General features: G+C 56.9%; 14 protein-coding genes and 1 tRNA gene. 4 read left to right on the top strand and 11 right to left on the bottom strand.

What is annotated here, in order from left to right; genetic code table 11:
• Position 1 precedes the first annotated feature (1 nt).
• The 9 genes from Pan97_RS19470 to Pan97_RS19430 all read right to left on the bottom strand — a co-directional run bounded on the left by Pan97_RS19470 (position 2) and on the right by Pan97_RS19430 (position 16,170).
• Positions 2-3,547 carry an AAA family ATPase gene (locus tag Pan97_RS19470; RefSeq protein ID WP_144975502.1) on the bottom strand — a complete coding sequence of 1,182 codons (3,546 nt, stop codon included), beginning with the start codon at positions 3,545-3,547 and terminating at the stop codon, positions 2-4.
• Positions 3,544-4,803, bottom strand: coding sequence for a metallophosphoesterase family protein (locus tag Pan97_RS19465; RefSeq protein WP_144975500.1), 1,260 nt, complete (start codon positions 4,801-4,803; stop codon positions 3,544-3,546). Before Pan97_RS19465 ends, Pan97_RS19470 begins: the two co-directional genes overlap by 4 nt.
• Positions 4,800-7,964: a UvrD-helicase domain-containing protein gene (locus Pan97_RS19460; RefSeq protein ID WP_165698863.1), complete on the bottom strand. Its 3,165-nt coding sequence runs from the start codon at positions 7,962-7,964 to the stop codon at positions 4,800-4,802. Before Pan97_RS19460 ends, Pan97_RS19465 begins: the two co-directional genes overlap by 4 nt.
• The gene (locus tag Pan97_RS19455) at positions 7,961-10,753 is read right to left on the bottom strand and encodes a PD-(D/E)XK nuclease family protein (protein WP_144975497.1); all 2,793 of its coding nucleotides are present in this window, start codon (positions 10,751-10,753) and stop codon (positions 7,961-7,963) included. The genes Pan97_RS19460 and Pan97_RS19455 overlap by 4 nt, the downstream gene beginning before the upstream one ends.
• Before the next feature lie 148 nt (positions 10,754-10,901).
• Complete coding sequence (locus tag Pan97_RS19450) at positions 10,902-12,074, bottom strand: glycosyltransferase family 4 protein (protein WP_144975495.1); 1,173 nt, start codon at positions 12,072-12,074, stop codon at positions 10,902-10,904.
• A gap of 138 nt (positions 12,075-12,212) precedes the next feature.
• Complete coding sequence (locus Pan97_RS19445) at positions 12,213-13,979, bottom strand: Nramp family divalent metal transporter (protein ID WP_174819549.1); 1,767 nt, start codon at positions 13,977-13,979, stop codon at positions 12,213-12,215.
• 183 nt (positions 13,980-14,162) lie between these two features.
• Positions 14,163-14,399 (bottom strand): hypothetical protein, encoded by a 237-nt coding sequence (locus Pan97_RS19440; protein ID WP_144975493.1) that lies wholly within the window; start codon positions 14,397-14,399, stop codon positions 14,163-14,165.
• A gap of 187 nt (positions 14,400-14,586) precedes the next feature.
• Positions 14,587-15,360, bottom strand: coding sequence for an NTP transferase domain-containing protein (locus Pan97_RS19435; RefSeq protein ID WP_144975491.1), 774 nt, complete (start codon positions 15,358-15,360; stop codon positions 14,587-14,589).
• A 144-nt stretch (positions 15,361-15,504) separates the two neighbouring features.
• Positions 15,505-16,170: an HAD family hydrolase gene (locus tag Pan97_RS19430; protein ID WP_144975489.1), complete on the bottom strand. Its 666-nt coding sequence runs from the start codon at positions 16,168-16,170 to the stop codon at positions 15,505-15,507.
• Positions 16,171-16,350: 180 nt separating this feature from the next.
• On the opposite strand from Pan97_RS19430, the gene Pan97_RS19425 reads away from it, so the two are divergent.
• The 3 genes from Pan97_RS19425 (at position 16,351) to Pan97_RS19415 (ending at position 18,480) form a co-directional block, all read left to right on the top strand.
• A tRNA-Leu gene (locus tag Pan97_RS19425) sits at positions 16,351-16,432 on the top strand.
• A 412-nt stretch (positions 16,433-16,844) separates the two neighbouring features.
• Complete coding sequence (locus tag Pan97_RS19420; protein ID WP_144970136.1) at positions 16,845-17,972, top strand: ISAs1 family transposase; 1,128 nt, start codon at positions 16,845-16,847, stop codon at positions 17,970-17,972.
• Positions 17,973-18,177: 205 nt separating this feature from the next.
• Positions 18,178-18,480: a hypothetical protein gene (locus Pan97_RS19415; RefSeq protein ID WP_144975487.1), complete on the top strand. Its 303-nt coding sequence runs from the start codon at positions 18,178-18,180 to the stop codon at positions 18,478-18,480.
• 28 nt (positions 18,481-18,508) lie between these two features.
• Here Pan97_RS19415 and Pan97_RS19410 read toward each other — a convergent pair whose 3' ends face one another.
• Positions 18,509-19,714 (bottom strand): HEAT repeat domain-containing protein, encoded by a 1,206-nt coding sequence (locus Pan97_RS19410; protein ID WP_144975485.1) that lies wholly within the window; start codon positions 19,712-19,714, stop codon positions 18,509-18,511.
• A 241-nt stretch (positions 19,715-19,955) separates the two neighbouring features.
• Between Pan97_RS19410 and Pan97_RS19405 the strand changes: the two genes are divergently transcribed.
• Positions 19,956-20,948 carry a hypothetical protein gene (locus Pan97_RS19405; protein WP_144975483.1) on the top strand — a complete coding sequence of 331 codons (993 nt, stop codon included), beginning with the start codon at positions 19,956-19,958 and terminating at the stop codon, positions 20,946-20,948.
• Here the strand turns inward: Pan97_RS19405 and Pan97_RS19400 are convergent.
• Positions 20,945-24,793 carry an MFS transporter gene (locus Pan97_RS19400; protein WP_144975480.1) on the bottom strand — a complete coding sequence of 1,283 codons (3,849 nt, stop codon included), beginning with the start codon at positions 24,791-24,793 and terminating at the stop codon, positions 20,945-20,947. The two genes, Pan97_RS19405 and Pan97_RS19400, sit on opposite strands and share 4 nt — an antisense overlap.
• Positions 24,794-24,951: the final 158 nt, after the last annotated feature.

The raw sequence follows: 24,951 nt of genomic DNA, 5'->3' as shown, positions 1-24,951 counted from the left end.
CTTAAAACAAGCTTGGTGTGGAGGACTTCTCAGGCGTCTTTTTACGTTTCGAGGTCGGCTTCTTGACGATCGATTCGACCGGCTGTCCGTCGATACGCGTGACCTGAATCGACTCGCTGAGCGACCGGACCTTGTCGACCAGCGGCTGATGACACGTCAGCATGATGACCTGGATCCGTGGATCGAAGTCCATCAGCACCTTTAACGTCGCGATTTGGCGGGCGTCGTCGAAGTTGACCAGGATATCATCCATCAGCACCGGCAGCGGTTCGGCCCCTGCGCAGTAGTGTCGAATGTACGCCAGGCGAATGGCCAGGTAAAGCTGCTCACGTGTGCCGGTGCTGAGTTCCGATGGCTTGCGGCGCAGATCGTTGGGCCCGCTGAGGATCAAGCCCCCTTCCTGATCAGGGTCGTGCTCGACTTTGGTGTACCGCCCCTCAGTCATCCGCTCGATCAGCTCGCTGATGATCGAAAGGAGTTGTCCCGAGTTCTCTTCGCGAAAGGCCTGCATCGCGCGGTCGAGCATCTCCTTGGCGATCAGCAGCGGCCCGAGTCGATCCAAACAGTCGGAAAGCTCGGCCTGGAGCGATTCAATCTTTCCCTGGGCCATCACGGCATGGCTGGATTGATCGACGTCGCGCAGCTGATGTCCCAACTCGCCCAACTGCTTGAGTGTCGTCTCTTGCTGCTGTTTGGTCTCGGTGAGTTCGCTGGTCGCCGACATCAACTCTTGCTTGAGACCGTCGACGTCGAGTGCTTCCAGTGCTTGTTGGAATGGCTGCAGTGGTTCCGATTCGCGAACCAACGCTAACTGGGTTTCGATCTCGGCCAGTTCCCGCTCGAGCGCTTGCTTCTCGCGAACGATCTGCGAAACGACCTCCAACTGCTCATCCGATTCGGCGTCGATTTGCGATCGCCATTGCGACAGGCGTGCTTCGACCTCGGCCAGTTCTTTCTGGCTGCTTTCGAGCGACTCCGAGCGAACCTGACGTTTGATCTCCAACTCCTTGCGTAGACCGCGCTGGTTCTCCGCTTCGGAAAGAAGCGTGCCTAGTCGCTGAGCGGCGGCTTCCGGGGGCATGTCTGCCAGTGGTTCACCGGTTGTCGTGACGACGGCATCGACCTGTTCGGCAAATTGCTTCAGTCCCTGCTGCATGTCGGCGATGCGCTGCTGCAGCCCCTGGGCGCTGGTCAACTTGGCCTGGACATTTTCGACCGCTTGAATCAGATCGGCGGCCGTTTCCAAGTCGACACCGCCAATGGCGTCAAAGACCGAGAGAATCTCGGACGCTTCGGCTTGGATCGCCGAAAGCTGCTGCTGGCGTTTTTCGTTCTGGCGGAACGCGGTCTTGCGATTGTCCAGGTTCAACTGTCGCCTATTTTCCAGTTGATCGCGGCGTTGTTGCTCGGACTGGACACGCTTCAAGAATGATTCCAATGCGACGACGGCCTGCTCAGGCGATTCATCGGACGATACGAGTTCTTGCTCGCGAAGCAGCTGAATCGTTTCCCCGATGCGACGATCGAGTTCGGCAAGCTCTTCTTCCGCTTGTACGATCTCCGACTGCACTTCCACGAGTGCCAGGTAGGTTGCTCGCCAAGGGAGCATCTCTTGCGGAGACTTAGGCGTCAGTTCGACCTGCTTCCATTCGTCCGACCACGCCTGCCATATTTCATGGCGGCTAGTCGTGAGTTGGGTCAGGTGCTGTTTCCGAGCTGACAGGCGTTCTTCGAGTGAATGGATATTGGCTTGGATCGCTTGCTGGTCGGCCAGTATCTGGGCGTGACGATAGCGCTGGTCCGCTAACTTATCGGTCTGCACCAAGTGCCGATCGAACGCATTGGCCTGCGTTTGATTTTGATCCGAAGAAAGCAATTCCTGCTCACCAAGCAGTTGGCGGCGTAGTGACTGCCACGTTTCGTCGCGCTTCTGTCGAGCAGAATGCAGTTCGTCTTCCGAGACCAGTTGGGCACTTTGTTCCAGTCGCCGCAGTTCGTCGTTCTTGGTAGCCAGTTCATCGGAAGTTTCTCGCACCGAAGCCTCAGCGGCACGCATCTGTTCGGCCAGCGTTTGAAGCTCCGACTCGTAGCGATGAATCGTGGGTTCCAGCGGCAGGGCCAGGGGGCGGGTGAAGTCAAGCTGGCGGCCAGCCATCGCGTCGATTGGCAAGCGGCGCTGCGCGATATCGGCACACAACTTGCGGACCGAAGCGGCCATCTCCCCGCGCTGAACAATCGCCTGACGCAGCGGATCGACGCTCGACTGAAGACGCTGGATGAGTTCGGCCGGATGCTGCGGCATTTCGGCCAGGGTCGATTCGATCTCTTCGATTTCACGATCCAGCCGTTCGACCTCAGGCGTGTGCGACCCAATCTCCGTCGTCAGCTTCTGGTACGTTTTGGTCAACTGCTGGATCTTGTTACGCTGCGTGAGTGTCAGTTCGAACTTGGCGATTTGATCCAACTGAAGCTTAGGGTCGATCCGCCGCAGAATCGTCTCGGCCTCGTCCTGGTCGCGTTGCCGATCCTGGGTTCGCAAGGGGATATCGCGGCGGTAGCCCTGGACTTCCTTGATCCCGAATAGCAGAGACCGGATCGCTTCGCTTGATTCGATGACCAACGTATTGAACTCGATCGCCGCGATCTCTTGTTCCAGCTGTTTCAGGTCGAGCGTCAGATTCTCGACTTCGGCCGACAGCTTAGCGGCTTGTCGTCGTGTTTGCGAAAGTTCCTCCAACGCGTCAGCGGGGAACGATTGAGGCGCTTCCAGTTTGGCCAACTGCTGCTGCTTGGCCTGCCGCTGAATCCATAGTGGATGCGCTTTGCGGAGACGTTCCAGGTGCTGCTGCTTGCGGTAGACCTTGTCCAGCGTGCAACCGAGACGCGTCAGCTCTTCCTCGCAGCGACGGGCTTCGGTGAGCCACTCCTCGTATTGGGCCGGCCGAAGGGACGAATCCTTCAGCTCCGTCTCGAGAGCTTTGATGTCGGAAAGGATCGAATTGATCTTTTGCTTCTGACCCCGGCTCTTGAAAAGACTCTCGGTCTCTTCGTCAATGCTTTTGAGCAGTTCCTTGTAGTCGTGTAGCCTGCCCAGGCCGCCTCCAAAGAGAGCTTCGTCCAGGTTGGCTTCTTTCAGGCTCTCTTCGCCGGTGGCCAGTTCCTTGAGTGAGAAGCCAAAGACGTGTTCGTACAACCGCTGGTCGGCGCCGCTGATCAATTGCTTCCAGCGAACGTCGTCAATCTCTTCGTCCTGGTAGGTGCCGGATAAAGTATTCTTGTTGCCTTGGCGGCGAACGATCTGCAGGTCGGTACCGCTGGCCATGGTCAGCTGCGCGGTGGCCTTCATTTTTTTCTTGGTCGAATCGGGCGCAAACGGATTGCTTTTGGCATGCTGGAAGCCAAACAGCAGTTCGCGCACGGCCTGCAGAAGCGTCGACTTGCCAGCTTCGTTTTGGCCATAGACGATCTGCAGACTATGCGTCTGAAATGCGAAGCTTTGCTCGACGTGGATGCCGTAGTTTTCCAGTTCCAAATGGCGTAATTTCATTCGCTTGGGGCTCCCAATCGACTGCGGAGAAGCTGCTGGGCTGCCGTGATCCAATGGGGCAGGCGCTCGTCCAAGGTACCTTCGTCACTCAAGGCAATGTGCTGGGCACTCACTTTATCGAGTACCGGTTTGACGAGTTCTTCCAACTGCTTGATCGCCTCGGTATCTGCTTGAACTTTGTCGAACTGCTGGGCGATCGATCCCCACAGGTCGTGCGTGTCTTGCAGCGAGGCTTGTGACTGGGGCTGGGTCTCGAAGCGAATCTTCTCGATCCAGATTTCGTCGTCGATCGCTTCGGCGGCATTGTGAACTTCGAGCAGAACTTCGTTTCGCTTGATCAGGTCGGACAGTTGCTGATGAACTTTCGTCGTCCCGTAGAACGTCAGCCGGAATGCCGAGCCGAGTCCTTGGTGCTGGTCGTGGACCGTTCGAATCGCGGAGCCTGCTTGGGCCAGCACGCCTTCCAGCGACGTTTCCTGCGAGACGTCGAGAACTAGTTCTTGCCACCGCAGAGAGTCGGTCGGGTGGAAGGTAACCTGCTTGAGCGATTCTCCTTCGATCTCGGCCACCAGGCACCCTTTGGCACCGGGCTCACGAATGTGACGCCCTTGAGGGTTGCCGCTGTAGGCGACGTATGGTTCCGTGGAAAGGGGGGCCACGTTTCGCAGATGAATGTGCCCCAGGGCCCAGTAGTCGTAGCCGCGGCTGCGGAGCGTTTCGATGGTGGTGGGAGCGTACGTGTCGTGATGTTCGCTGCCGGTCAGGCTCGTGTGCAGCATGGCGACGTTAAACATCCCGCTGATGCGCTGTGGGTATTTAGCTGCCAGATCGACCATCACTTCCCGATCGGCAAAGCCTTGGCCGTGGATCGCGACGCCGATATCTTCCAGGGTGATCGTCGCAGGCTCGTCATGCGGAAGCTCGACGACGTTGTCGGGCCAGCGAATCTTGCGCTGAATCTGGCTGACGGCGTCGTGATTGCCGCGAATGTAATAGACACCGATGTCGGCATCGGCCAGACGGCGGAATTGGCCTGCCACCCATTGGCCGGAATGCATGTCCTTCCAGTCGCCGTCGAACAGGTCGCCAGCGATCAGGATGAACGCGACTTGCTGCTCGATGGCCAGGTCGACGATGCGCTCCAGCGCCGTACGCGTCGCACGCTGCACGCGGCGCATCATCGCTTCGTCCCGCACGGCGAGGCCTCTCAGCGGGCTGTCGATATGAAGATCGGCGGTGTGAATGAATTTCGTCATGCGTTACCTTTCTCCTGCCACGTGATGATCTTCGGGCCGTGCACGAAGAACAAGGTGCCCCGGATGGCCGAGGTGGGGAGCTTGAAGATCTGGGCGACTGCCTGGCGATAGGCGTTGACCTGGGGGCGGTAGTGTTCGACTTTTTCCTTCAGGGAAGCCTCATCCTCGAAGGAATCGGTTTTGAAGTCGATGACATCGGCGGCAATCACCTGACCATCACGTTGAATGAGAACCAAGCGGTCAATCGATCCCCGCAGAACCGACCCTTCGTGCGTGATCGCAAAGGGGAACTCGCAGTGGACGCTCAGCGTATCCTTGACGTTGGAACCCGGCCACCAGGCGTTAGCTTGGTATTGCTTCTGGCTGAGAAGCTCGGTCGCGGGGTCCGATTTCAAGATCGATTGAAAGTGACCAAATGCGCCAGCATAGGCGAACTCGCCGAACTGGGAACGTGCCGACGCGATCATCGATTCACGGTCGGCTTGGAATGTTTCGAGCCACCCGACCGATTCCATCCAGTGATGCATGGCCGAACCATACTGCATTCCGGCAGTCACGACCTGGGCCGTGAGGAGGTCCTTGACGCGCCGCATACGCCCACCTTCGAGGGAAGATGGAGCAACGAACTCGCCCAGGGCATCTGGCTTGGCTGGTTTGAGTTGAATGGGAAGACGTTCTTCGGCGACTGCCTGGGCTGGCTCGGTTTCACCGGATGCCTGCGCCGTTGACTCGTACCATGTAGAACTACCACTTTGGTAAAGCAGTTGGTTCTCTGCGGGATAGGGATTATTGGTTAGGCCGTTCAGGATGATGCCAGAGAACGACTTGGACGGCCCATCCCCGCCAGACTTCGGCATCGGTCGCGGTTTGATGACCATATGCAATGCATGCACGGCGCGGGTCAACGCGACGTAAAGCACGCACAGCGCCTCGACGACATTCTTTTGCTGCGTCTCTTCGAAGATCGCTTGAACTGCCTCCGGGAGCATCGGCTGAAGTGATTCCGATACGTAGTGGGTCACGCCGCTGATCGGTCCGATTTGATCGTCACGCCGTAGCACGAAGCTGTCAGCTTGCGGTGGGATTCGGTTATCAAGCTCCGGCAAGAAAACAGCGTCGAACTCCAGCCCTTTCGACTGGTGAATGTTCATCACGCGGACCGCCGCACTCGACGAATCGCCTACCCGCTGCGATTGGATGAAACGCACGAAGTCCTGACTGCGGAGGGTAGCCTTAGACTGATAGGCGAAGGCCAGCCGCTGGAGTTGCTCGAGCCGACGCTGCTCCCGCGGGGTACACTCAGGATGCAGATGCTTCGCCCAGCGGCTGATCGCGGCGCCATATCCATCGACCAGCAGTTCGCGGCGGAGATCGTTGGCGACGATTTCCCACTGCGTACTGCTTTGCACCGCTGGTCCCAATAGTGCGGCCAGCGGCGACTGAACGACATGAAAGCGGGCCGCCGTGTTGCCGGGGTGATCGATCCACTCTAACAGGGACAGCATCAACTGCACCGCCGCGGAATCGGTAAGGGGATTGCCCCCCTCTTCACTGGCCATCACGTCCAGCTCGCGCAGTAGGTAGATCATCGAGGCGATCGTGGCGTTACGCCGCACGAGAACGCCGATCGAAATATGCGGCGCCTGGCGATGAAGTTCGGCCACACGGCCGGCAGTCAGGGCAATGACCTGATCGTCGCAAGGCTTTCCTTCGACGTCGAAGGGAGCTGACTCGAGCGTCACGTGGCCTGGCAGTTCCGTCCGGGCCGTCTCGTGTGGATGAAAGAATTTGAGCCAATGATCGATGCCGTTACGCATCTTTCCAGCGGCGGGAAACTCGCCAAGCTTGCCGAAGATCTGGTTTACGGTCTCCATGATCAGAGGCGACGAGCGGTAGCTCTTGTCCATGTCCTCGGGATGGATCCCCGGCAGCGTATTCTGAACCGCATCAAAGATCTCGGCGACGCCTCCGCGCCAGGCGTAGATGGCCTGTTTCATGTCGCCGACGCACAAGATCGAGCGATCCTTCGGCTGCGTGGCGATCTTCTGGGCGACCGGGCGGATGACGTCCCACTGGACCGGCGAGGTGTCTTGGAACTCATCGAGCAAGAGATGCTCGATCTTTCGGTCTAATCGGAACTGATTTTGAATATCGGGACTGCTTTCCAATGCGTCGCTCAAGCGGCGCGTCACGTCTTCGAAGCGGTATCCCCGCTGCTGCCACTTGAGACGTTCGTAGTGGGTGTGGAAGTGATTCAGTAACTGGTAGGCACCCCGGTTCTGATCGATCGTACGGCCAATGAGGATGCTTTGCACGTAACGCACGAGCGTTTGATAAACGCGGGCCACGTCGTCGGGAATTGGTTTGCGGCTGAAGGTGTCTTCGCCGGCGATGATCTTCGGAGGGAGGCCGGTATCGAGGAACTTGGGCCACAGCTGCGCGCGAAAGCGCTGGACGTCGGCCGTTATCGCCTTCTTCAGTGCCTTTTGATCGGCCGGGTAGCTGTCGAGGAACTCGATCGCGTCTTCCACTTCCTTTTCTTTGGGAGCGGCTGCCAGGGAGAGGACTTGCCACGAGTTCTCGTCCGATTCGAGATAAACGCCGTACAAGTCGTTTACCACGTTCATGACCAACCGCGAAACGCTTCGCTCGGAACTCCCTTTGCTCAAGAGGTGCAGCAGTTGGATGACTTCGTTCGTTTCCGGATGCGCGAGAACGCGGTTGACGGCATCCATGCGCAGGCGTTGGTCATCGACGTCATCGATGATCGTCCAATCAGGCGGGAGGCCCAGTTCAAAGCTGAAGCACTGCGCGAGGCGGATGAAATGGCTATCGAGCGTCTTGACCTGCAGGCGATGCATCTGCTGCGGGATTTTGTGCAGCGTTCGCAGGCAGTCTTCCTTGGTAAGTGGCGTGCCTTCGAGGGAACCGTTCAGTTCGGCCAGCTTGCCGGGATCGATCGCGGCCACGGCCAGGCGCATCATGATGCGGTCGAGAATCTCACCGGCAGCTTTCCGAGTAAACGTGGTGGCCAGGATTTCATCCGGTCGACCATTGTGGGCGACGATACCCAGGTAGCGGCTGGATAGCCGGAAGGTCTTACCACTTCCTGCCGAAGCGCGAATCAACGTGTTGGGAAAGGGAGTCTTGCTGGAGCTCATTGGGCGGGCTCCCATTTTCCGAGAACGGTATCTTGGCAGATTCGCGAGAATTCGTCTTCGTAGCGGGCCTCGCCAGGTGGAAAGAACTTTCCGGCGCGGATGTCGCGAATGGCTTGTATGATCGTCGCGTCGGCTTGATCAAGGTCGTCCTCGCCCCAATTGGCCTCGCGGAAACGGACTTCTTCGCCGAGTTTGGGGAGGGTGATGTAGCCGAGCGAAATCTCTCCCCGCACCCCCACGCTTTTCACTAGGTGACGGTAGAAGGGAAGCTGGACGCTGACCCACCGTTTGTCATCGCGAGGGCCGACTTGATGGTCCTTCTCGGGATCGCCGGTGCTGTCGCCGGTCTTGTAATCCCACACGGCCCATTGCCCTGATTCGGGATGATAGTCGATGCGGTCGATACGACCTTCCAGTTCGATCTCGTTACCGTCGACCGAGATGATCGGGTAGGGCCCGGCCACTTCCGCTTCGCAGAGATGGATGACCCAGCCGTTCTGGAGATGCTGTGCCTGGCCAGCGGCGAAGGCCCGCAGCCGCAAGCGGAGCTGTTCGATCTGCAGCTTGATCGTCGCTAGAGGGCTCTTGCCGTAACGTTTCACCGCCAGGTCGCTCAACTCGGCCGACAGAAAATCGAAGATGATCTTTTCATCGGCCGAGTCCTTTACGTCGCTGATGCCGAATGCCTGGAGCGTGTCGTGAGCCAGGTTGCCGAACGCACCTCCATCGAGTTCGGTGCTCCAGTCGTCTTCCCCGCGTAGCCCCACGACGTACTTCAAGAAGAACCGATAGGGGCATTTCAGATACTGATTGATTCGCGTTGCCGAGAAGCGGTCCCAGGCCGGCATCTCGATCACTTCCAGTTGATGAGGCTGAGGAATCGCGATGCGTTGCCGATGATCCTGCGATTTCTCGGAGGGGCGTTTGGCCTGGTTCTGGGGATCCTCGGGCATGCCGAAAAACTTGTGCACGCGCTGGGCCAGATCTTCGGTACCGCCGGTGAACAACAGCCGGCTAGGTGCCAGCGGATCGCCATCGGCGCTGCGTTTGGGAACGATCCACTTGACCACCTCGCGCGAGTGCTGAATGACCTGAACCTGGTAGGCATCACGGGCATAGCGAAGGGAGTCGTCTTCCAAGCCGAGCAGGTTTCGTAGCGAGTTGGGCAGGAAGAGGTCAGCCGTGTTCGCGCTGGGAATCAGTCCGTCGTTAAAGCTAGTAACGACGCATACCGGGGCATCCATCAAGGGGAGTTCCAGCCAACCAAGTGCTTCGATCGCCTCGGGGTCGTGCTCGGCGGGAATCATAGACGAGGTCAGCTGGCTCTTGAGTACCCGCAGCATTTCGGACGCCCCAAACGCTTGCGAAAGGGATGGGGGAATGTCGTTCCACTGGGCCATGGCTTCATTGATCGATTGAAGCGGCCGGGCAAGTTGGAAGTTCGCCTCCGTATCAAGGTCGATGATCTGGCTGCCGTAAACGGCCAGGAGAAGCTCGCGAACCTGATCGGCCCACTCAGGCAGCGATCGTTTTTCACCCACGAACGGAGCGGCGAGTTCGTTGAGTTTGCTGACGGCCTGGGCGACTTCTTCGTTTTGAATCGAGTTGTCGATGACGTCCGGCAGGCGATGGTTGAACCATTCATCAAGTTGCTCGATGCCGGGCTGCGCGAACTTTAACGTGACGAACAGGTCGGGGTGCCGCAGCGCGGATGCCAGTGCGTGGTATTGCCGCGTCTGCGAGAGTTCAATGATCGTCTCGATCAACCGGAAGGGAAGGGTGCTGACGACCGATCGCCCGGGACCATAGCGGCATTTGAGACCGTGTTGACCAAAGATACGGCGGACTTCCCCCAACAGGTTCTCGTCCGGCAGACCCACGATCACGTCTTTGGCCGTGTACTTTTCGGCGACCGCGGCAATGGCCCCCGCGGCTTCGTCGGCCTGTTGGGTCGGGCCGTCAACGATCGCGACCGATTGCCAGTCGAGTTCGATCGTTTCGTCTGCCCACGCATCGGCGATCAGACAGCCGTGCTCGTCGAAATGATCGGACCAGCTTTCCGGGGCGCCGACGATTGCCGTGACCTTCCCTCCTTTGCCGGCAACCTGATCGAGCATCTGCCGGGTTGCCCGATTGAGGTCGACCGTTGCCAGCAGAACAATATGCGCATCGCTATGGCATTCGTCGTGTTTGATGGCATAGAGTCGCGCGGATTGTTTGTCCCACATTTGCAGAGCGTCGAGACGTGCCAGGTAAGCGTTTTGCAGTTTTGCCAGGACGTCCCACCGGGCCTGTTCGGTGAAGTCTTCCAGCGAGTGGGCTTTCTGGGCGACTTCGGTGAAGTCGAGTGCATCGGAAACAAGTTCTCGGTAAACACGTCGTACCGAGTCACCATAGTCCCGCCATGTCCCCAGATCGTTGGCATCGGGCGGAAAGGGAATCAGCGGCTTGAGAGGTTCGTTGCCGAAAGCCCGGAGGGTTTCTCCCCACGCAAACTGTTGGGTCAATTCCGACGCGAAGGGAAGCTTAGCTTCGTAGAGGTGTTCCGGCAACTGGCCGACGGTGATGATGCCGGGAGGAATCAGAGACCGCCCGTCCGCTTCCACTTTTTGGATCAGTAGTTCGGTCAGGCGTCGCCCTGCCAAACCACCGGGGACGACAACCAGGCAGTGGGAAAGGTCTACCAGTGGAAGGTTTTCAGGCGAGACCGTAGCCGACCGAATCAGCCAATCGGCCGCCGAATGCAGGATGGGGCGGTCCCAGGTTACAAATTCGCGAGAAATCACCATCGAGCCGTCCGTGGGGAGGTAGGGAACTTGCCACAGGTAGGATACCTCTCCTCGGCGTGGAGGTGAAGTCACCCACCCGCAATGGCAACACTTCCCTATCTTCGCACTTGCGCGTGACACGTTCGGTCACACGGCTCGATCGAATGGGCTATTTCTGGAGAATTTGGTCGTAAACGCCTGCGACCCCGCGGGCCATGGCGACGTCTGAGAACGATTCCGCGTGGCGAGCGAGGGCCGAGGTGCGAATCTTTCGCCAATCTTCTCGCCCGGTCAGGACGGCCTCGATCCGTTGAGCTAGGTGCCCCGCATCGTTAGGCCGGGCGATGATGCCACTCTCGCCGTCGGTGATCGCTTCGGTAACCCCTTCCACATCGGTAGCCACCACCGGCGTACCGGCAGCCATCGATTCGAGCACCACCATCGGCAGGCCCTCGCCGAACAGGCTGGGAAGGACGAACAGGTCCATCTGCGAAAATTGAGCATTTACGTCGCGGGTGAAGCCAATCCAATCGATCGCATCTTCCAGCTTCAATTGACGCACTCGCTCGTGGATGGTGGCTTCATACTCAGGAGTCTCGAAAGGGCCGACGGCTCGCAGGCGAATCAGGTGCCCTCGCTCGCGCAGATCGGCCATGGCATCGAGCAACACTTCCAGTCCCTTGCGTGGTCGGAACAAGGCCACGGTGCCCAAGGTCCAAGCGCCGCTAGGCAGTTCACGTTCGGGAACGTTTGCCACTTGCGGCACGCCGTTGTGGACCACCGCCAGGCGATTGTCGCTGACGCCTAGGCCGCGCATGTGCCCGGCCAGGCTGTTGGAAACGCACACCAACTGCGAGGCGTTGGCGATCGCGGTCTGTTCGATCTTCTGATTGACCCAGTTCTGCCACTCGCGCGTCGAGTCACGCGAGGTTGGGCTATGGACGTGATAGACGAACGGAACCCGGGTCAGGTAAGACGCTCCCATGGCCAGCATCGCGGTGCGGGGTGTATGGGCGTGGATCACCTCGAATTGTTCGGCTTTCACCAGGTCGGCCAGTTTTTTGGCTTGCCACAAATCGAACCGATGCCGCATGGGGAGGTCGAACAGTGGGCATTGGTCGGCGGCGCGTGCTTCGGCAAACTTACCAGGCTTCACACAAACGAAGCTGGCGTCGTATCCGAACTGCGGGAGGCACTTGCCGAGCAGGTCTTGAACCCGTTCAGCGCCGGAGTAGTGCTCGCCATTGATGACATGCACGATCTTGGCCAGACTGGTCGTAGCTTCCGACTTCGCCGGGGATGTAGCTTGTGGTGCTTCGGTTGGGATCGCCGCTTCGGACATGACAGGGCCTTTTGCGTTTGAGTGCTGTTTCTCAAACGTAGGTTTTGGCCATGCTACGGGTCGTCTTCAAATACATGGCGACTTGGGTTTGCCGTTCCAGGCATGCCGGTTGTAACGATTGTGCGCGGAACAAATCGATTAGCCGCCGCCAAGTCCAAACAGCTGGCCAATCTCCGGAAGTTTCGCATAGAACAGATAACCGCCGGCGATCAGCATCCCGAAACCGGACGTCCATAAACCAATATCCCACCAGATGCCAGGTCGCAGCCGAGGATCGATGCGCCGGTAACGATAGTAGAGAGCGGCGACCGAGAGCATCGGCAGCATGATGGCCTGCATCACACCACTGAGCAGCACCAACTGGGCAGGCTTGGGGATGAACGTATAGACCGTGAAGCAGAATAGCGGAAACGCGATGTTGAACACCGTGACCGTGTTGTGTAGCGCACGATCCGAGGGAGCAATGATCCCAAACAGGCGAACCCCATCCGCATCGACCCGGGCATGGCCGGCATTGGCGACGAAGAACGTGGAATAGAGAACGGCAAACGCCCCGAACAAAAACAACGTTGGTGCGACCGAACCGAAGACAGGTTCGTACATCACGCTGAGCGTGCGAATCAATTCGGCGCTCTCTGGGTTCATGCCGGTTCGGCCAAGGATGGCGGCACCCAGCAAATAGAACGCGATGGTTGCGAAGGTGTAGACGAGCATCGAGCCCCACGAGTCCCACTGCATGACCTTCAGCCAACCGGTGGCTCGGCGAGCCCAGCCTTCGCTTTCGTCTCGTTTGCCGGTGAAGCGAGCATACCCTTTTTCAACACACCAGTAGGGATAAGCAATCAGTTCGGCTGCGCCCACGCCAATGATGCCGAACGTGGCCAAGGCGGTGATCACGGGAGTTGTCCCCGCGATTGAAGCATCAGGCAGGCTGAAGCTGAGTCCTTTGAGAACCTCGCTGCCGGAGATGGCCCACTCAGGCGTGAACTGAAGCGCGCACAGATTGCCGATAGTGATCAGGGTGAACCCAGCTACCAGGACGGTCGAGAAGTTCTGGATGAAGTGGTACCGCCCCAGGTAAAGCAGCCCCGAAGTGACGACCGCGATGATTCCGGCCCAGATCTTGTCGTCGATGCTGACGATCGAGGACTTGATGCTCTCCATTTCATTTTGAGCATCCCGAATGCGAGTTTGGATGTGAGTCGCGGATGAATCATCACTTGCTTGGGTGAGATCGATTTGTTCTTTCTGTACCAGCCGGCGAAGACTCAGATACCGAGCGGATTGTTCGCCTTGCCCGGCTTCGAGCTGGGCGATGCGCGATTCGGCAGCCAGCTTCGCCTGGTTGTCGCCACGCTCGGCGGCGAGCCGAACCAAGGTTTCTTGGACTTGGATGTCGGCTTGCACCTTGGCGAATTCGTTGAAAGTACGCCCCTTTTCAGTAAGTGGGATGCTGATTTGCAGGGCCTGGCCAACGCTTCCGACAATACCGCCGAGTTGTGCCAGGCTGGCTAACGTCATCAGGAGCCAATAGACCATCAGCCAGTTTATTCGGTAGGGTTTGCCCCAGGCCTGGAAGGAGATCGCGGGGCCGGGGATTTCATTCAAGCCATCGAGGGCCGTCTTTCCCGACGTGATGGTGTACCGGCCGAACTCAACCTGGACGAAGACCTTGATCACGCACCCCAGGATGATCAGCCACAGCAGCGCGAAGCCTGCTTCGGCTCCGGTTTTGGTAGTGGCGATCAGTTCCCCGGAGCCGACAATAGAGCCAGCCACGATCAGCCCAGGCCCTAGCCAGGAGAGCGTGGAAAAGAACGAAGTGGGGGGCTCGACGGTGGTGATGATGTCGTCGATCGGGTTTTCGTCCGACGCGGCGCTAGGGGGTTGGGATGCATCGCTCATGAGGGGCAAACGAGGTGAGGGGATGGAGTGCCAGGGGATGATGGAAGAGTCGGGGTACAAACTACCCCATTTTGACAGGCTTGAAAAGAAGTTGCCGTCTCTGGCAGCGGCGTCCGTGCGAAGCAATGCAACGGTCGCCGGCAATCGGTAGGATTAGGAAATCAGAGAACTGGATGCTCGGTGCTATTGCGACTGGTCGTAGTAGATCACTTCTTCTTCTTCGATGATCTGCTCGGAAGGAGCCGTTTCGGTCACGACCGATTCAGACGAGTAGGGCGAGAATGCCGAGCCAGCGCGGTGCCCACTCATTTGCGCTTCGTCGTATGCTGCGTACGAGTAGTCAAACGGATGACTGCACATCGTGCATCCGACGTTACTCATCAGAACAACACAGGCGAGGAGTGTAAGCAACTTTTTCATGGCATCGCAGCCTTGCTAGGTGGTAGCTGATCGTCACAGTGAATCGGTTCAAATTCATCTTCGACCGAACCGGCTTGGTAAATTGAGTTGAATTTGACGATTACTCCGATTTTGCGGCCGTGCTCCGCTAGCAAGAAAAAGGGACGTCAGTGCGTCCCACTGCGAGTCATGTATCGATCCGATCAATTTAGGCGATCAGCTTATTGCGCTGGGCCATACGCTGGCGAATGGGGGGCTGTGCGTCGATGATCCGCACGACATCTTGCCACTGAAGCGTTTCGGCACCGAAGGCATCGACAATTGCTAGCAGTTCTTCCCAGTCTTCGTCGTTGGCGACCGAGAAACGCAGGTCACTGCGATTGAGGCAATCGGGAACGGGAATCATTTCCAGCGAGAACAGTTCCGGATAGTTCAGAAACGAACGGTCGATGCGATAGGCATCCGCGGTGGACTTCACTTCACGGTTGGCCTTGGCGAGTGCCGCGCTGCGAATCCATTCCGAGAATAGCCCAATCGTCGATTGGGAAGCTGGGCAACCATCTTCCAAACAGTAACCAACGTAGTCTTTGTCCCCATGCAATTGCGCGGTGACCAGGAGTCGGTCGATCAGCACGGGATCGCAGAACGGCGTTTCCAGCGGGACACGCACGATCGAGTCGGAAGGATACTTCTTGGCGGCATCGGCAAGCCGTGCCAGCGGCGTTTCCTTCTTGCTCAGGTGACACGGAATGTCGAGTGGAATGAGGGAAACCAAGTCGCGATATTGCGGCTGGTCAGGCATGACCACGACGATTCCTTCGATCAATTCCGCTTCGGAAATACGACGAACCAGCCATTCAATGAGGGGAGTTGAATTCAGCTTGCGAGCGGCCAGTTTGCTGGGCAGAAGACTGGAATCTTGAGAAGATCCAGGCGCCAACACGATTTCGTCGTCGATCTGGACGATGGCGAGATTTTTCATCGCGTCAATCCTTTTTAGCGGGGGAAGCAGTGTCCGACACTGTGCATGATGGGGGACGCACCCACTCAGTGTATAGGGGGGCTCGCATTTTCGTCAATCTTCTTCTGCGAGACTTTGATGTCTCGACGCATCGCCGAATGTTGATCACGTCGGAAGTCGAAGATCAAGTTGCTCGTAAATACGTCGATCGTGCAATGAATCGGCGACGAACTGGGCACCGTCAAACGCATGCTCGCGACTGTGGTCGCCAGGCACGGCGATGGCATAGGTGCCGGCATCGATGGCGGCTTTGCAACCGGTTTGGCTGTCTTCAAAAACCACGATTTCGCCAGGTGAAAGGCCAAGGCGATCGGCTGCGGTTAAGTAGATCTCAGGATGGGGCTTACCATGTTCGACGTTATCGCCACCAATCACAAATTGAAGTTCTGGTGTGATGTTAAAACGTCCGAGCAGGTCGATCGCCGTATCTCGCTGCGCACTGGTACATACGGCGACAGGGTATTTGGCTTCCAGAATCGATTTGAATAGCTCCGTGAAACCAGGCATCAATCCCAGGGATGTTTCCAGGATGTCCCCGAAGATCTCCTCGGACTCTTGATGGAGCGTCTCGATCGAGTCGGCCAAATCGTGCCAGTCGATCATGACTTTAAACGCCTTCGGGGCCGGCCGACCCATCATGGCATCGGTCAATTCCTTGGTCAGTGAGTGTCCGCGGCGGCGAAGGATTTCGGTGGAAACCTGGGGGTAGAGCATCTCGGTGTTCAAGATGGTCCCATCCATGTCGAATACGACCGCTTTCAATTCAGGCATGTTACGTAGCTTGTTAGGGATCGTGCTAAGGAGTTGCGACGGTTAGTATCTGGACCTTCCGTTTTCGCATCTTCGCCGCGAACACCCAAGAGGGGGCCACGTTGCCAAGTCCGCATTGGGGATGATATACTAAATACCTTCATCCGGGATCGCCGACAAATGGCGTATTTGGGATTGCCAGGGGATGTGGCGAAACTGGCAGACGCGCTAGATTTAGGATCTAGTTCCGCAAGGAGTGCAGGTTCGATTCCTGTCATCCCCACTTTTTCTTTCGCATCGTACGCAGTTTATCAGTAACTGCTCACCACTCACCAGAGTGGATTCCTGATGTGGTACTCTTGCGTTACCCGTGAATATAAATGGGATACGCGCGCCTAAATCGTCACTCGGGTGCCCCCTGCAAATTGTCATATGAGGTCACCCGAAAGAGTGAATCGCTATGATAAATAGGGCACTTATTGTACTGTCATTCGCAAAAAACGTTGCAACTCTATAACAGGCGGGTGGTCGATGTAGCAGTTCTCGATATATTCAGGGATTACACTTTGTCTGCCAGCGAGCGCCACGGCGATTGCGCCATGATGGGTTATCTGCGACACTGAGGCAATGGCGGTCAGGCGATTTTGTGACGGAGGTTGTCGCGGCCTGATCCGGTGTTCTCAGGTGCCTTTCTCATGTCGTCACGTTCGCCTGTTTCCCTTCAAGAGTGCTTTGCCGATCTGACCGATCCGCGGACTCGCAAGGTGACTTATCCGTTAACGAATATCGTGACCATCGCGCTGTGTGCGGTGATGAGTGGGGCGGATGATTTTGTGGCTATCGCCGACTGGGCCGAGATGAAGAAGGAGTGGCTGGGTAAGTTCCTTGATTTGAGTTCCGGCATCCCTTCGCACGATCGCTTTAATGCGATCTTGGCTTCGCTGAATCCGGCTGAGTTTGAGAAGTGTTTGCTGACTTGGATCACCGCCTTACACGAAATCACCGACGGGCAGATCATCGCGATTGACGGCAAGACGCTGCGGCGGAGTTTCGACAAGGCCAGCAGCAAGGCGGCCATTCACATGGTCAGTGCCTGGGCGACTGCCAATCATGTGAGTCTCGGCCAGGTAGTAACCGACGCGAAGAGCAACGAGATCACCGCCATTCCCAAACTGCTTGAAATCGTCGAGGTTTCCGGCAGTTTAGTGACGATTGACGCTCAAGGTTGCCAACAGGACATCGCTCAGAAGATCGTCGACCAGGGAGCCGATTATTGCCTGGCCGTGAAGCGCAATCAGCCGACCCTCCACGATTCGATCGAAGATTTTTTTGTCGCGCAGCAGGAAAGCAATTTCAAGCGAGCCAAAGTACACCGTCACGAAACGCACGAGAAAGGGCATGGTCGCGAGGAGTCGCGTTCCTATTATATCTGCCCTGTGAACGACGAGATCATCACACGAGATCGTTGGTCGAACTTGAGGGCGATCGGGATGACGATCAATATCGTGAAGCAAGGCGGGAACGAGACGAGCGAGGTGCGATACTATATCCTGAGCAAGTACCTTTCCGGCAAGCGTTTCGCCGAGGCCGTTCGCGGTCATTGGGGCATTGAAAACAGCCTGCACTGGCAACTGGACGTGACGTTCGGTGAAGATCAATCTCGCATCCGCAAAGGGCACGCCGACGCCAACTTTAGCCTGCTACGAAGGACGAGCCTGAGCCTGCTGAAGAACAACAAGACAGCCAAGGTCGGCGTGAAGAACAAACGATTAAAATGCGGCTGGGGCGATGACTACCGCATGGAAGTCCTGCTGGGACGGTGAGTTATGGTGCAATCGCCGTGCAGCGAGCGCAAGGGCAAAGTAAAGTCCAGAAAGTCTCTAGGCTGGACGCCCATTGCGGGATGACTGCATTCTTGATAGACGCAAGTCGACGATCTTTAGATATGTGTCTAGACTATGACTGGGCCTTGGGCGAGGCATTTTAGAAACGTGTTCGATTGTTGTATTGAAAGAAAAAGTACTAAGCATGGCAAAACGAGCTACCAACAAACCATCTAAAGCTGATGCAATTCGAAGTTACCAGCAGGATAATCCTGAAGCTTCACCCACCGTTGTAGCAGAAGCTTTGAAGAAGGCTGGCTACAAGGATGTAACGCCGCAGTACGTCAGCACCATTAAGTCGATGGATAAGAGAAAAGCCAACGGTCCAATGAAGACTGGCAAGATCACCGCCGAAGATTTGATGTCGGCAAAGGAATTCGTGGATTCAATCGGCGGCGTCGGCCGAGCGAAACAGGCCATGGAAATGCTAAGCAAGTTGACGCACTAGGATGCTAAGTGTCCTCTTGGCAGGTGATCTATCTGCGAATTAATGCTTGAACACGCGGGCTGGGATCCGTTGCCATGTCCGCTTTCAAGCGTCTTAACAGCCGCGGGTCCGTCGATGTCAAGAGCGCGGCTGCGGCGTTGTATCTTACCCCCTCGTCCGGGTCTTTGGTCATGTAGTAAAGCCACTGAGTTCGATCTGACCTGGCCAAGAGCGGAAGTTCGCGAACCAGTTGCAGTCGCTGCGCTACATCGGGGTGGGTAAGTCGGGTTGCGAGTTCTAGATCATCAGCGTTGAAGTTTCGCGCTATGAGCGTTTCGCGGGCATGCTTTACCATGCGCGTATTCTGTAGATGTAACTTCCACATAATCTCGAGTGACGTAAGATGGCTGAAGTCGGGAAGGGGATCGCTGGCGTGGAGGCCTGGGGGAAGTTGCTTAGGCTGTTCAGCCAAAGTAGGTAGTTTTAGCGGTTTGTCGATTGTGACTCGGCGATTGGCAGGAAGCACTTCTGTGTCGTCGTAGACGATTTCCTGCTTGGGCGGTTGAGCGGCTACTTTCCTCTGAGCATCACCAGGGATCGATTGCTGCTTCCACGGTAGCCCGCCACTGAGATCGATGTCCCCCACCCGATCGATCTTAGGAGGGTTCTCCAATGTGGCGTCGCTGGGTTGTTCGCTGCGTAGGTAGTTCTGCATCATTTGATCGCTGGCCGCCAGATCGACCGAGGTTGCCGATGGCCTGCTGTCGCGAATCACATCTTCCAGCACGATGAGAAAGGGACCTTGCTTGGCGGAGAAAGTTCCCAGGTCCCAGTTGGACATCTGACTCGCCATGAGATGTACGCGGCTGCGAGTTTGTTGTGGGTAGTTGGGTAGCTCCTCTTTTAGTGCTTGAGCCAAACGGTAAGCCTGGTCGGCGATCGCCAATCCGGGTTCCCCTTGAAGCTGATCAATCCTGGATTGCATTTGGTTTGCTGCTTCCAGGGCAACGATCGCGCGATCAGAAGCCATCCAGCGAGCAAGATCTTGGTAGGGAGTCGACGAATGGCGTAGCGAGTATTCCATTCTCTCAGCGATCTCCGACTCTGGAGCCGTCAGCAAGAGCGTATCGATACGCCCAGGCAGCCAATACCACATGGCCATTGCGCTAAACCCGACTGCCAGCAACAGCAGCAGGCACAACAGGATCGCCGTGGTTCTGATCGGTCGAATGTGGCTTTCTTTTGGGTGCTGCATCGATTGAATTCGGGATAGGACCGCTCGTTCGAACTTGCATTGCCGAGAAACGGCAAGTGCTAGCAAACGGTTCGATTTAGGAATCTGAGAATGATTGTGGCGATCATAGCGATTCAACCGATTTAAGGGTAAGGCCATCTCAGCCATCGCGAAGCCTAGGGGGAATGCTTGCATGCCGATTTTCCGAAATACAGCCACTCCAACTTGTCTTCTCGGTTCGATTTTGCGCTCGTGGACCTACATGACAGGAGCAGTCCTGGTAATCGGATTGCTCCAAGTTTCAGCGGTAAACGCGCAGCAGTCAGACGCAGAGTTAGTCAGTTTCAGTCGCGAAGAGAAGCAGGATGCATTGCGTCAGATTCCTTTCGCGCAGATGCGACCCCAGGATCAGAATCGCGTCTCTGAGGTGGTAAAGGATCCGAGTATCTTTCGACGACTGCCTGTGCAGGTCATCGATTGCGATCCCGAAATCTACGCATTCCTGGTTAGCTATCCCGAAGTGGTCGTCAACATCTGGGAGTTGATGGGAATTACCAACGTCCACGTCCAGCGGCTAAGCCCAACTTCTTTTCATGCCAATGATGGCGCCGGCACTGTGAGCAACGTGGATATCGTTTATGCCGATGGCGAAACGAACATCTTCTTCGCCGAAGGATATTACGAAGGACCGCTGGCTCCGACGAAAATCTTGGCCAACTGCGTGCTGGTGCTTCAGTCAGGCTATACCAAAGCGACCGAGGGGCAGTCGTTCGTTTCGAATCGCCTGGATGTCTTCGTCAAATTCGAGAGCCGCGGCGCCGACTTTCTGGCCCGCACGCTGCATCCGCTGATTGGCAAGACGGCCGACTACAACTTCGCAGAGACGTCTTCTTTCATCGGGAAGATTTCCCAGAACGCTGAAGACAACGTAATCGGGATGCACAACCTGGTCTCTCGCTTGCAGAAGGTCGATCCTACGATTCGCAAGCAGTTTGGCGATGTGGTGACGCGGGTATACCAACGCAAGGTTGTCGCCGAACGCGGCATCCAGCAGCAATTTACGAAGACGCCTGACGAAGAACCGCTTCCGCTTGCGGCTGCCCCTGTACAAGAGCCTGCACTGTTGCCGCAACAGCCAGAGCAACTTGCGATGCGTCCCCTGGAACCGGTGGTCACTCAGGATGCGATGGAAGACGCCTCTTCCAACTCTTTGGGATTGGTTCCCCGGAAGCGCTTTGCGGAACTGCGTCGCTAGTTCGACTCGTTCGAAGAGGACGCCGCGGATCCGTTGTTCGCGAATCGTGTAATCGCGATATTTTTAAGTTCTCGCAGGTCGAGCTTACCGGTGCCGAGAATCGGAATCTTCTCCACTTCCATGAAACTGTCGGTGGATGGAATGAACAGGTTGGGTAGGCCAGCCTGCTTCAGTCGCTGACAGATATCCTCCGGCGTGAGCGGCAGCGGCGTGTGAACAACCACGATGCGTTCCCCCTTGGTGGGATGCTCGACGGCCGTTACCGCGACTGCCAGTTCTTCACTTTCGTGCGGGCCGAGAATCTGCTCGATCGCTTCCTCGATCCGAACGTGAGGGATCATTTCGCCGCCGATCTTCGAGAAGCGGCTTACCCGGCCGGTGATCTTCAAAAAGCCATCTTCGTCGATCAGCGCCACGTCGCCTGTCTTGTACCAGCCGTCCTTGAGAACCTCGGCCGTTTCCGTGGGTTGATCCAGGTAACCTTTCATGACATTGGGACCGGTGATGTAGAGCATGCCTGGCTCGCTGACTCCTTTGGCTTCGCCTGTGTCGAGATCGATGATCTTGGCCGCGACGTTGGGAATCGGTCGCCCCACGGTTCCTTCCTTGCGATCGATCTGGAAGTTGTCGATCGAGCGGGCAGGGGGGATGTTCACGGAAACCAACGGCGAAAGCTCGGTGGCACCGTACCCTTCAACCGGGCGAACCCCAAACTTCTGCTCGAACGATTCGCATAGATCCACCGGCAGCTTTTCAGCACCGGCGACCACGATTTCCAGTGTCGCGAAATCGTCTTTGTCGACACGGCGCAGGTAGCTGCGAAGGAACGTAGGAGTCGCCAAGATGACCGTACCGCGGTGCTTCTTGGTCAGATTGCCGATTACTTTGGGTTCCAGTGGACTGAAGTGGTACGCCGACTTCACATCGATGCCGAACAGTGTCCACAGCGTGACCGTGTAGCCAAACGAATGGAAGAAGGGAAGGATCCCGATGATTACGTCCTGGCGATTCAGATGTACCATCTGCTGGATGGCCTGAACGTTGGACGAGATGTTCGCATGGGTCAGTTGTACCCCCTTGGGAACTCCAGTCGAGCCTGAGGTGAAGATGATGGTGAGCGTGTCGTCCGGACGAATCTTATTCAGCCCATACGTGCGATCGAGCAGCCAACTGGGAAGGACGAACGACGTGAACGCGCAGCTCACCTTGTCCCAGAGGGTCGGCTTGTCTTTGAGGTCCTCAAGGTAGACTATCTTGCAATCGAGGTCCCACTCGAACTTTTCCATGAACCGGCGGCTGGTCAGCACCGACTTGATCCCGCACTTGTGGATGCAGTGATTCATCACTTCGTTGCTGGTCGTGTAGTTCAAATTCACCGCGATGCGGCGATCGAGGGCCAAGGCGCCGTTGACCGCGGCCGCGGCGACCGACGGAGGAAGCAGTACCCCGACGTATTGTTCCTCGTTACGCGACTTCAGGATGTGCCGCTTGAGGAGACGTCGGAGTACCAGGATGCGCGTCAGGAAGATGCCGCCGGTCAAGTCAACGCCGGTCGAGTCGGCCACCTTGGACAAAAAGAGCCGACGTTTGCAGACTCGAAGGAGTGTTTTCGCTGGGGGTATCACACGCTCAACTCGTCGCTCGAAGGCGATCGCTCCTAACTGCTGGACGGCTTGGCGAATGACGTGGATGCCATATGGCGGTGCGATGGGTTCGCCGAAGTGAATGGAGATGGGAGTTTGCCAACTGCGAGGAATTTTCCAGAAGAACTTGCCTTCGCTGAAGGTGAAAATGCTTCCCCAAAGTTCGTCGATGAAGACTGGTACGACCGGAGCGGAAGTCCCTTCGACCATCTTCAAGAGTCCTGGCTTGAAGCCTTGGATTTGACCGCTGCGGGTAATGCCCCCCTCGGCGAATACGCAAACCAGCTCTCCATTTTCGATGGCTTCCCGGCCTCTTTGCAGCGCCTTCTGGATCCCTTTGGGGCCTTTGTCGATAAGGATCGCGCCGTGGTATTCGACAAAACGACGGAACCATTCGCTCTTGAAGTTCCCACCCCACACCAACATGCGGACCGGCCGACTACTGGTGAGCATCAGTAGCACGCCGTCGAGCCACGAAACGTGATTCGAGACCAGCAGCGCGCCACCCTCTGCTGGCAAATTCTCTCGATCATGAACCCGAATGCGGTAGAACGTTTCGCTGGCCAGCCATACAAGGAAGCGGAGCGAGTTCTGCGGAAGCAGGTACAGGATGTAAAACAGAATGGGAATGGTCACGACACCACATAAGAAGAAGATCTGACGCGAACTCAACAGCGGCAAGTTGGTCGCTTGAAAGTAAATCTCCGCGACCAGTTGCTTGTAGTCGGGGTACTTGTCGATCACTTCGCTACGATCGATGGGGTTCTGATCGGTGAACGCTTGATGCAACTGCGTCATCAAGAGTGAAGCGAACGCGTACGTTTGCTCATCTTCATTGGAAGTCATCGACTTGGCGATGTCCAGCGGCGAATCGTACGGCTTGCCGGCGACGATATTGGCTCTTAGTTCGTCTGACTTCTGCGTGACTTGCTTCGAGAACTCAGGCGAGATCTCCAGTTCGGCAACTTGATCGACGTTATTGACGTCCCCCTCGTATACCGGAGTTCGCAAGACCGAGAACACCACCGAGACAATCAGGATGCCGCCGAAGGTTAGAAAGTTGGTGGCGGCCAGGATCGTGCCGCGTTTCTCCGCAGGCGCGCGGTGCTGCAGGAAAGATGCCAGCGGCACTTCAAATAGGCCGGCCGATAACCCCATGAAAAAAAGCAGAAAGCTGGCCACGAAGAAGACGAAGTTCCAGTTCCCATCGGCACCGACAATCGGAGAAGGGCAGAGGAATAGAAGAAACGAGCAGATGGCCAGGCCCGTTGCACCAAGCGGGAGAATCCCCATCTCAACGTGACCTTGCGACCAGTAGCCTGCCAAGATACAGCCCACGGCCGTTCCCACGACCAGAACGGCAAGCAGCGGCCCGACATCGGCCTGTGTGGTCGTGCCGCTTTCGGCCGCGAACTGGTCGATATTCAACTGGGCCAGCGCCGCTAACGTCCAGAAGAAGGCACTACCCATAGCCACGTAAAAGATGGCCTTGTTAACGCGTAGTGCTTTGAGATCCTTGATCACGCTGCGGAATGGATTCCAGGGGAACTTCAAGTCTGGCTGGTTGATTGGCAGGTTCTGTATCCACAAGCTGGTCACGATGCCAACGGCGGCAAAACCAACCATGATCAGCCCAGCGAGCCAGAGATTGGTTTCTCCCTGGTGCGTCCAGTCACTAAGTAAGTTCCCCACGACGGTTCCCAATGCGGTGGCGACCACGGTGGCAAGTCCAATGATCCCATTTGCTGAGGAAATATGCTTCGTTTTGAGGATTTCGGGGATCGCACCTAGCTTGGCCGGCCCATACATGGCGCTTTGTGCGCCGAGAAAGAAGACCACGCTGAACAGCCAGAAAAGCTGACCGCTCCAGGCAAGCATGATTCCCAGCATCATGATCACAATTTCTGCGATTTTGCAGGCAACAATGACGCTTCGTTTACTGTAGCGATCGGCGAAGAAAGCCGCATGGGGTGCGAAAATCAGGTAAGGAGCAACCATGCACGCGGTGCCAGCCATCAGGATGGTACCTACATGTTCCGGTTGCTGTTCTTTACCGATGCCAATGGCGAACCAACGGAAAATGTTGTCGTTCGCGGCACCGAAGAATTGCGTCAACACCAATCCAATGAAGCTCACCGACGACAGGTTATTCAGTTCGTCGTCGTGCTCTCGGATGGTGGGCTCATGGACGCCAGGGGCCATACATCTATTCCACGCGATGATTGCGATGCTTGCAATTCCGTAAGACTAGCCGATTTGGGGCGTTTCACCAACGCCACAAGTCAGCTGTCGGCCTCATTTGCCGACGCTTTCTTCGCGTATTTTCCACGCTCGCAAGACAAGCGTGGATAAGATTTTCC

Source organism: Bremerella volcania, from assembly GCF_007748115.1.
Lineage (GTDB): Bacteria > Planctomycetota > Planctomycetia > Pirellulales > Pirellulaceae > Bremerella > Bremerella volcania.
The sequence above is the reverse complement of the archived record's forward strand: the minus strand, read 5'-3'. Positions and strand labels throughout refer to the sequence as shown.

Coding starts and splice junctions, on each gene's coding strand:
- Pan97_RS19470 (WP_144975502.1), bottom strand. CDS start 3,547: ATGAAATTACGCCATTTGGAACTGGAAAACTACGGCATCCACGTCGAG.
- Pan97_RS19465 (WP_144975500.1), bottom strand. CDS start 4,803: ATGACGAAATTCATTCACACCGCCGATCTTCATATCGACAGCCCGCTG.
- Pan97_RS19460 (WP_165698863.1), bottom strand. CDS start 7,964: ATGAGCTCCAGCAAGACTCCCTTTCCCAACACGTTGATTCGCGCTTCG.
- Pan97_RS19455 (WP_144975497.1), bottom strand. CDS start 10,753: ATGGTGATTTCTCGCGAATTTGTAACCTGGGACCGCCCCATCCTGCAT.
- Pan97_RS19450 (WP_144975495.1), bottom strand. CDS start 12,074: ATGTCCGAAGCGGCGATCCCAACCGAAGCACCACAAGCTACATCCCCG.
- Pan97_RS19445 (WP_174819549.1), bottom strand. CDS start 13,979: ATGAGCGATGCATCCCAACCCCCTAGCGCCGCGTCGGACGAAAACCCG.
- Pan97_RS19440 (WP_144975493.1), bottom strand. CDS start 14,399: ATGAAAAAGTTGCTTACACTCCTCGCCTGTGTTGTTCTGATGAGTAAC.
- Pan97_RS19435 (WP_144975491.1), bottom strand. CDS start 15,360: ATGAAAAATCTCGCCATCGTCCAGATCGACGACGAAATCGTGTTGGCG.
- Pan97_RS19430 (WP_144975489.1), bottom strand. CDS start 16,170: ATGCCTGAATTGAAAGCGGTCGTATTCGACATGGATGGGACCATCTTG.
- Pan97_RS19420 (WP_144970136.1), top strand. CDS start 16,845: ATGTCGTCACGTTCGCCTGTTTCCCTTCAAGAGTGCTTTGCCGATCTG.
- Pan97_RS19415 (WP_144975487.1), top strand. CDS start 18,178: ATGGCAAAACGAGCTACCAACAAACCATCTAAAGCTGATGCAATTCGA.
- Pan97_RS19410 (WP_144975485.1), bottom strand. CDS start 19,714: ATGCAGCACCCAAAAGAAAGCCACATTCGACCGATCAGAACCACGGCG.
- Pan97_RS19405 (WP_144975483.1), top strand. CDS start 19,956: ATGACAGGAGCAGTCCTGGTAATCGGATTGCTCCAAGTTTCAGCGGTA.
- Pan97_RS19400 (WP_144975480.1), bottom strand. CDS start 24,793: ATGGCCCCTGGCGTCCATGAGCCCACCATCCGAGAGCACGACGACGAA.